6 protein-coding genes are annotated in these 7644 nt (G+C 67.4%); 1 reads left to right on the top strand and 5 read right to left on the bottom strand.

What is annotated here, in order from left to right; genetic code table 11:
- Nucleotides 1-21 precede the first annotated feature (21 nt).
- Nucleotides 22-2034 carry a M3 family metallopeptidase gene (locus AC1DHX_RS14955; protein WP_476858402.1) on the top strand — a complete coding sequence of 671 codons (2013 nt, stop codon included), beginning with the start codon at nt 22-24 and terminating at the stop codon, nt 2032-2034.
- A gap of 213 nt (nt 2035-2247) precedes the next feature.
- Here the strand turns inward: AC1DHX_RS14955 and pdxS are convergent, their stop codons facing one another.
- The 5 genes from pdxS to AC1DHX_RS14980 form a co-directional block, all read right to left on the bottom strand.
- A complete protein-coding gene (gene pdxS / locus AC1DHX_RS14960) occupies nt 2248-3174 on the bottom strand; it encodes a pyridoxal 5'-phosphate synthase lyase subunit PdxS (protein ID WP_026266390.1) in 927 nt (308 codons plus the stop codon).
- Between the two features lie 208 nt (nt 3175-3382).
- A complete protein-coding gene (gene pgsA, locus AC1DHX_RS14965) occupies nt 3383-4021 on the bottom strand; it encodes a phosphatidylinositol phosphate synthase (RefSeq protein WP_476900180.1) in 639 nt (212 codons plus the stop codon).
- Nucleotides 4014-4634 carry an HIT family protein gene (locus AC1DHX_RS14970; protein ID WP_476849327.1) on the bottom strand — a complete coding sequence of 207 codons (621 nt, stop codon included), beginning with the start codon at nt 4632-4634 and terminating at the stop codon, nt 4014-4016. The genes pgsA and AC1DHX_RS14970 overlap by 8 nt, the downstream gene beginning before the upstream one ends.
- A 19-nt stretch (nt 4635-4653) precedes the next feature.
- On the bottom strand, nt 4654-6663 hold the full coding sequence (gene thrS, locus AC1DHX_RS14975; RefSeq protein WP_476900181.1) for a threonine--tRNA ligase: 2010 nt from the start codon (nt 6661-6663) through the stop codon (nt 4654-4656).
- A 129-nt stretch (nt 6664-6792) separates the two neighbouring features.
- Nucleotides 6793-7644 (bottom strand): helix-hairpin-helix domain-containing protein (locus AC1DHX_RS14980; RefSeq protein ID WP_476900182.1); only part of this gene is annotated, 852 nt, incomplete at its 5' end.

A 7644-nucleotide genomic window follows, 5' to 3' on the forward strand; every position in this document is an offset into this window, starting at 1 on the left:
CCTGCATGAAAGAGTCATTTCATGACCAATCCCCTCCTGAGCCCCAGCACCCTGCCCTATGGACTGCCACCGTTTGCGGATATCGACGACGCGCACTACGCCGAGGCCGTCGAGGCCGGCCTGGCCGAGCACCTTGCCGAAATCCAGGCCATCGTGGACACCCCGGCGGCCCCGACCTTCGAAAACACGGCCCTCGCCATGGAACGCTCCGGCCGGCTCCTGGACCGGGCCGCCGCGTCCTTCTTCACGCTGGTGTCCGCAGACGCCTCAGACACCATCCGCGACCTCGAGACCCGCCTGTCCCCGCTCTTGGCCGCCCACCAGGACGCCGTCTACCTCAACCGCGGGCTCTACGAACGCTTCGCGGCGCTGGACGCAACGGTCCTGGACGCGGAGTCAGCCCGGCTCGTGGAGGAATACCTCAAGGAGTTCCGGGCCTCCGGCATCCAGCTCGACGACGCCGGCCAGGAGCGCCTCAGGGACGTCAACGCCGAGCTTTCCCGGCTCGGCACCGAGTTCGGCCAGCGCGTCAAGGAGGGCATGAAGTCCGCTGCCCTGCTGCTGGATGACGCCGCCGACCTCGCGGGCCTGCCCGCCGACGACGTCGCCAGCGCCGCCGAGGCCGCCCGGACCGCCGGGCACGAGGGAAAGTTCCTGCTGACCCTGATCCAGCCSAGCAACCAGCCTGCCATGGCCGCGCTGGCGAACCGGGAAATCCGCCGTCGCCTCTACGAGGCCTCCATCGGCCGCGGCAGCGACGGCGGAAGCTTCGATGTGCTCGACCTGGTCAAGGACATGGTCCGGCTCCGCGCCGAGAAGGCCAGCCTTCTCGGGTTCGCGAACTTCGCCGAACTCAGCGTGGACCGGCAGACTGCACCGGACTTCCAGGCCGTCCAGGCAATGATGAGCCGGCTGGCCCCCGCAGCCGTCCGCAATGCCGACGCAGAGGCCGAGGCGCTGGCCGGGGCCGCCGGCCACCCCCTCGAGGCCTGGGACTGGGCGTATTACTCGGCCAAGGTCAAGCGGGAGCGGTATGCCGTGGACGAACAGGCCCTGCGCCCCTACTTCGAGCTGGACCGGGTTTTGAATGATGGCGTGTTCTTCGCGGCAAACGCCCTGTACGGCGTCACCTTCCACGAACGCGCCGACCTCGCCGGCTACCACCCGGACGTGCGCGTCTGGGAGGTTAAGAATTCCGACGGCACGGACCTGGGCCTTTTCCTGGGCGACTACTACACACGGGAGACGAAGCGCGGGGGCGCGTGGATGAATTCCATCGTGGAGCAGTCAGGGCTCTTGAACACCCGACCCGTGGTGATCAACAACCTCAACATCTCCAAGCCGCCGGCCGGCGAGCCCACCCTGCTGACGCTGGACGAGCTCCGCACCACCTTCCACGAGTTCGGCCACGCCCTGCACGGCCTGTTTTCCGCCGTCACCTATCCCCGGTTCTCCGGCACGAACGTGCCGCGGGACTTCGTGGAATACCCCTCGCAGGTCAACGAAATGTGGATCATGTGGCCCGAAGTCCTGGCCAACTATGCCCGGCACCACGCCACCGGCGAACCCCTGCCGCAGGAGACCGTGGACAAGCTCAACGCCGCCCAGCTCTGGGGCGAAGGCTTCGGCACCACGGAATACCTCGGCGCTGCCCTGCTGGACCTGGCGTGGCATGTCCTGGATGGGTCCGACATCCCGGATGACGCCGTCGAGTTTGAAGCGAAGGCGCTGGCCGCGGCCGGCGTGGCGCACGGCCTGATCCCGCCGCGCTACCGGACCGGCTACTTCCAGCACATCTTCGCGGGAGGCTGGTATGCCGCCGGCTACTACTCCTACATCTGGAGCGAGGTCCTGGACGCTGACACCGTGGAATGGTTCAAGGAAAACGGTGGCCTCAGCCGCGCGAACGGCAATTTCTTCCGCGCCGAACTGCTTTCCCGCGGCAACAGCCGGGACCCGCTGGAGTCTTTCCGCGCCTTCCGCGGCCGGGACTCGGATCTCGGGCCGCTGCTGAAGCGCCGCGGCCTCGACTAACCCCCGCAGAACGCAAACGACGCCGGGCGGTCACCTAAGAAGGTGACCGCCCGGCGTCGTCGTTCAATCAGAAGCGCAAGGCGAAGGGCGGCGTGATCCGGCAGCGTGCGTAAAAGGGGCCCCGCGCCCCGGGCAGCCGCTCAGCTGCCAACAGGGCGCGGGGAATAGCACGCAGAGGATCAGCGCCGTCCGGCGCCGCCAAAGGCGCGAACGCTACCAGCCGCGCTCGGCAAGGCGGTGCGGCTGCGGGATCTCGTCGACGTTGATGCCGACCATGGCCTCGCCCAGGCCGCGGGAGGCCTTGGCGATCTCGTCCGGGTCGTCGTAGAACGTGGTGGCCTTCACGACGGCGGCGGCACGCTGGGCCGGGTTGCCGGACTTGAAGATGCCGGAGCCGACGAACACGCCGTCGGCGCCGAGCTGCATCATCATCGCGGCGTCGGCCGGGGTGGCGATGCCGCCGGCGGTGAACAGCACCACCGGGAGCTTGCCGGTCGCGGCAACTTCCTTGACCAGTTCGTACGGAGCCTGCAGCTCCTTGGCCGCGACGTAGAGCTCGTCCTCGGCCATGCCGGCGAGCTTCTTGATCTCGGCACGGATCTGGCGCATGTGCGTGGTGGCGTTGGAGACATCCCCGGTGCCGGCCTCGCCCTTGGACCGGATCATCGCCGCGCCCTCGTTGATCCGGCGCAGGGCCTCGCCCAGGTTGGTCGCACCGCAGACGAACGGAACGGTGAAGTTCCACTTGTCGATGTGGTTGGTGTAGTCCGCCGGGGTCAGGACCTCGGACTCGTCAATGTAGTCCACGCCGAGGGATTGCAGCACCTGCGCCTCGACGAAGTGCCCGATCCGGGCCTTGGCCATAACGGGCACGGACACGGCCGCAATGATCTTGTCGATCATGTCGGGATCGGACATGCGGGACACGCCGCCCTGGGCGCGGATATCGGCCGGAACGCGTTCCAGCGCCATCACGGCCACGGCACCGGCGTCTTCGGCGATGCGGGCCTGCTCGGCGTTGACGACGTCCATGATGACGCCGCCCTTGAGCATCTCAGCCATGCCGCGCTTGACGCGGCTGCTGCCCGTGACGTTCTTCGCGGACGCGCCGGCTTCGCTGCTTACATCAGGTGTAGACACAAAAACCCCTATGGGTAGATAGATGACCTCGCCGGGGCGCGGACGGCACGTTCATGCCGTGTCTCGCACACACCGGATTACCGGATCCATTGGCCGGTAAAGCTAATACTATCCCCCGGCCGGGGCGCGGCAGAATTCGGGTTACAGCAGTCGAATCTCGCGCGGGGACAGGGATTCGGCGCGGCCGCCGGGGTGCCGCCTGGCGCCGTCAGGCGGGACGTTCCGTGGCGGTACCTTCGGGTTCCRCCAGCGACTGGCGGTGCACTGTCACGATGCGCTGGATCACCGTCACCAGGCTCGCTGTCGCGAGCAGGCACAGCGTCACGAAGAGCACCACCGGGGTCAGGCCCAGTCCGGTGAGCCCCGTGACCACCAGCACGGACACGAGGCGCTCGGCGCGCTCGGCGATGCCCACGTTGGCGTGGAAGCCCAGGGCCTCGGCCTTGGCCCGCGCATAGGAGACCACCATGCCGAGCACCAGGCAGAGAATCGCGGCGACGGCGACAGCCGGGTTGGCGCCGCCGGTGAAGAACCAAACGGCGACGCCGGCGAACAGGGCGCCATCGGCCACGCGGTCAAGGGTGGAGTCCAGGAAATTGCCCCACCGGCCGCCGCGCTGCTGCATCCGGGCCATGATGCCGTCAATAACGTCGGAGAAAATGAACGCCGTGATGAACACAGTCCCCCAGAAGAGCTGCCCGAGCGGGTAGAACACGAGCGCGCCGATCACGACGCCGAGCGTGCCGACCACGGTCACGGCGTCGGGAGAGACCCCGATCCTCAGCAGCCAGCGGGCAACCGGGGAAAACAGGGCGGTGAAGAAGCCCCGGGCGTGCCTGTTAAGCATCCTTCTCCCCCGCTGTGTCCTGCGGCGCGGGCATTTCCTGCGGCCATGCGTCGGCGACCTGCTGACGGACCTCACCGAGGGTCTGCGTGACCGCCTTTGTCTGGGCAATGATGGGGAAGAAATTTCCGTCACCGCCCCAGCGCGGCACCACGTGCTGGTGCAGATGGCCGGCGATGCCCGCCCCGCCGGTGACGCCCTGATTCATGCCCAGGTTGAAACCGGAAGGGTTGGCGACTTTGCGCAGCACCCGCATGGCCGTCTGGGTCAGTTCGGCGAATTCCGCCGTTTCCTCGACCGTGAGGTCCGTGTAGTCCGGGATGTGCCGGTAGGGGCAGACCAGCAGGTGGCCCGGGTTGTACGGAAAGAGGTTCAGCACCACGTAGCTCGTCCTTCCCCGGTAAACGATCAGGGAGTCCTCATCGCCCCGCTCGGGCGCGGCGCAGAACGGGCAGTCGTCCGGGTTCTTGAACTGGTGCTGGCCGCCCTTGATGTACGCCATCCGGTGCGGGGTCCACAGGCGCTGGAAAGCGTCCGGGACCCCGGCCAGGCTGAAGTCGTCCGTCACGGCGTGGTCGCCCGGATACTCCGGCCCGGCCCCTGTGGTTTCCTGCACGCGCTGCCCTTCCGTCTGCCTAGCTGGTCCGGTTTCGGACAGCGTCGACGATCCGCTGTACGGCCTCGGACACGGGCACGCCGTTGTCCTGACTGCCGTCGCGGAAGCGGAAGGACACGGCACCCGCCTCGGCATCGTCCCCGCCGGCGATCAGCACGAACGGGATCTTGTCCTTGCTGGCCGTGCGGATCTTCTTCGGGAAACGGTCCGAGGAGATGTCTACCTCGGCGCGGATACCGGCCGCCTTGAGCTGGTCCACGACGTCGAACATGTAGTCGTTGAAGGCTTCCGCCACCGGGATGCCCACCACCTGCACCGGTGCCAGCCAGGCGGGGAAGGCACCGGCGTAGTGCTCGGTGAGCACGCCCATGAAGCGCTCCACCGAGCCGAACAAGGCACGGTGGATCATCACGGGCCGCTGCCGGGTGCCGTCGGCGGCCTGGAACTCAAGCTCGAAGCGTTCGGGCAGGTTGAAGTCCAGCTGGATGGTGGACATCTGCCAGGTGCGGCCGAGCGCGTCCTTGGTCTGGACGGAAATCTTGGGGCCGTAGAACGCGGCTCCGCCCGGATCCGGGATGAGCTCGAGCCCGGAGGCTTCGGCTACTTCGGCGAGGGTGCGGGTGGCTTCGTCCCAGGTAGCGTCGTCGCCCACGAACTTGTCTTCGTTTTTGGTGGAGAGCTCGAGGTAGAAGTCGTCCAGGCCGTAGTCCTTGAGCAGGCCGAGGACGAAGTTCAGCGTGGTGGTGAGCTCGTCCTTCATCTGCTCGCGGGTGCAGTAGATGTGGGCGTCGTCCTGGGTCATGCCCCGGACGCGGGTCAGGCCGTGCACCACGCCGGACTTCTCGTAGCGGTAAACCGAGCCGAACTCGAAGAGCCGCAGCGGCAGTTCGCGGTAGGAGCGGCCGCGGGACCGGAAGATCAGGTTGTGCATGGGGCAGTTCATCGGCTTGAGGTAGTAGTCCTGGCCGGGCTTGCGCACGGTGCCGTCCTCGTTCAGTTCCGCGTCGATGTGCATCGCCGGGAACATGCCCTCGCGGTACCAGTCCAGGTGGCCGGAGACCTCGTAGAGGTGGCCCTTGGTGATGTGCGGGGTGTAGACGAAGTCGTAGCCGGCATCGACGTGGCGCTGGCGGGAGTAGTCCTCCATGGCCTTGCGGATAATGCCGCCCTTGGGGTGGAAGACCGGCAGACCGGAGCCGAGCTCGTCCGGGAAGGAGAACAGGTCCAATTCCGCGCCGAGCTTGCGGTGGTCGCGGCGCTCGGCCTCGGCAATGCGCTCCTGGTAGGCCTTGAGSGCGTCCTTGGTGGGCCAGGCGGTGCCGTAGATGCGCTGCAGCTGCTGGTTGYTCTGGTTGCCCAGCCAGTAGGCGGCCGAGGAMCGGGTCAGGGCAAAGGCGTTGGAGATCAGCTTGGTGTTCGGCAGGTGCGGGCCGCGGCACAGATCGCACCAGATGCTGTCGCCGCTCTTGCGGTCCACGTTGTCGTAAATGGTGATGTCGCCGGCGCCGACCTCAACGTTGACGCCTTCTCCGGCCTCGGCGGCGTCATTCTTCCTGCCCAGCAGTTCGAGCTTGTAGGGCTCGTCCTTCATCGCTTCGCGGGCCTCGTCCTCGGACACGACGCGGCGCACGAACTTCTGGTTCTGGTTGATGATCTTCTGCATCATCTTTTCGAGCTGGCGGAGGTCTTCCGGGGTGAACGGTTCCGCGACGTCGAAGTCGAAGTAGAAGCCGTCAGTGATGTAGGGGCCGATGCCGAGCTTGGCGTCGGGGCGCAGCTGCTGCACGGCCTGGGCCATGACGTGGGCCGTGGAGTGGCGCAGGACGTTGAGCCCGTCCGGGGAATCAATGGTGACGGCCTCGACATTGGCGTCCTCGGGAAGGGGCTGGTCCAGGTCCTTCAACTCGCCGTTAACGCGGGCCACAACGACGTCGCGGCGCTCAAAGAAGAGTTCCGCGCCGGTGGTCCCGGTAGTCACCTTGGTCTCTTCGCCGTCGACGAGAAGGGTGATCTGCTGGGCATCTGACACGGGTGTCTCCTATTCAAAGTTAAGGCTTCGTAGCTTGTGGCGTACGGGGACCACAGCCAGCCTCGTCCATGCTATCGGTTTCTCCAGAGGCCAACCAACGCGCCACGAGCGAGCCGCACCGCCGGCCGCTCAGCCGCCCAGCCCGGTGATGGCGAGGTTCCTGCTGATCCCGTCCAGGGGGCCGGACAGGTAAGGCTCCTGCCGGCCGGCGGCGCCGGGAGCCGATGCCGGGAACGGGAGGGTCTCCGGGCGGCTGAGGTCCCAGGCCATGGAGGCGCTGATGCTGATCCCCCGCGGCCCGGTCCGGCGGGTGGTGCCGCGGATCAGGAGCAGGCGGGTGCCGAACAGCAAGGGTCCGGACTGCTCCTGCGCTTCGTGGAAGAACACCGAATCCACGCAGCCCGTGCCGTCGTCGACGCTGATGAACACCACCCGCCGGCCGCCCCTCATGGGCGGGGTCTGGGTGGCCACCCGGACCCCGGCAACCAGCACCTCCGTGCCGTTGCGCAGTCCCAGCAGCTTGTCCGCGGTGGTGACGCCGAGCCGGTCCAGCAGCGGGCGGTGGCTGGTCATGAGGTGCTCGCTGACGTCCACGGCCATCAGGTCCAGTTCCGCGCGGACGTTATCCACCATGCTGGGTGCGGGCAGTGCCGCCTTGAGGTTCTTCAGTTCCACGTCCCCCAGCGGCAACGCCAGCTGGCCCTCAATGACTTCCACGCCCTTCCGCAGGGTGCGGGCCTGGAGTTTCTGCAGGTGCTGGACCAGGTCCGCCCGGTTGGCGTCTCCCCCGGACGCCCGGTGCAGCGAATCGAAGGCGCCCAGCTGGGCCAGGCGCTGGATGCTGGGCCGGCTGAGCCGCGACCGGGCGCGCAGGTCCGCAAGGGAGTCGTAGGGCTGGCCGGCCACTATCCGTTTGAGCTCGGCGCCGGAGAGCCCGAAGATGCCGTTCAGGCTCAGCCGGATGCCCAGCCTGCCCCGGTC

This window comes from Arthrobacter sp. 05N33_2 (assembly GCF_056397425.1).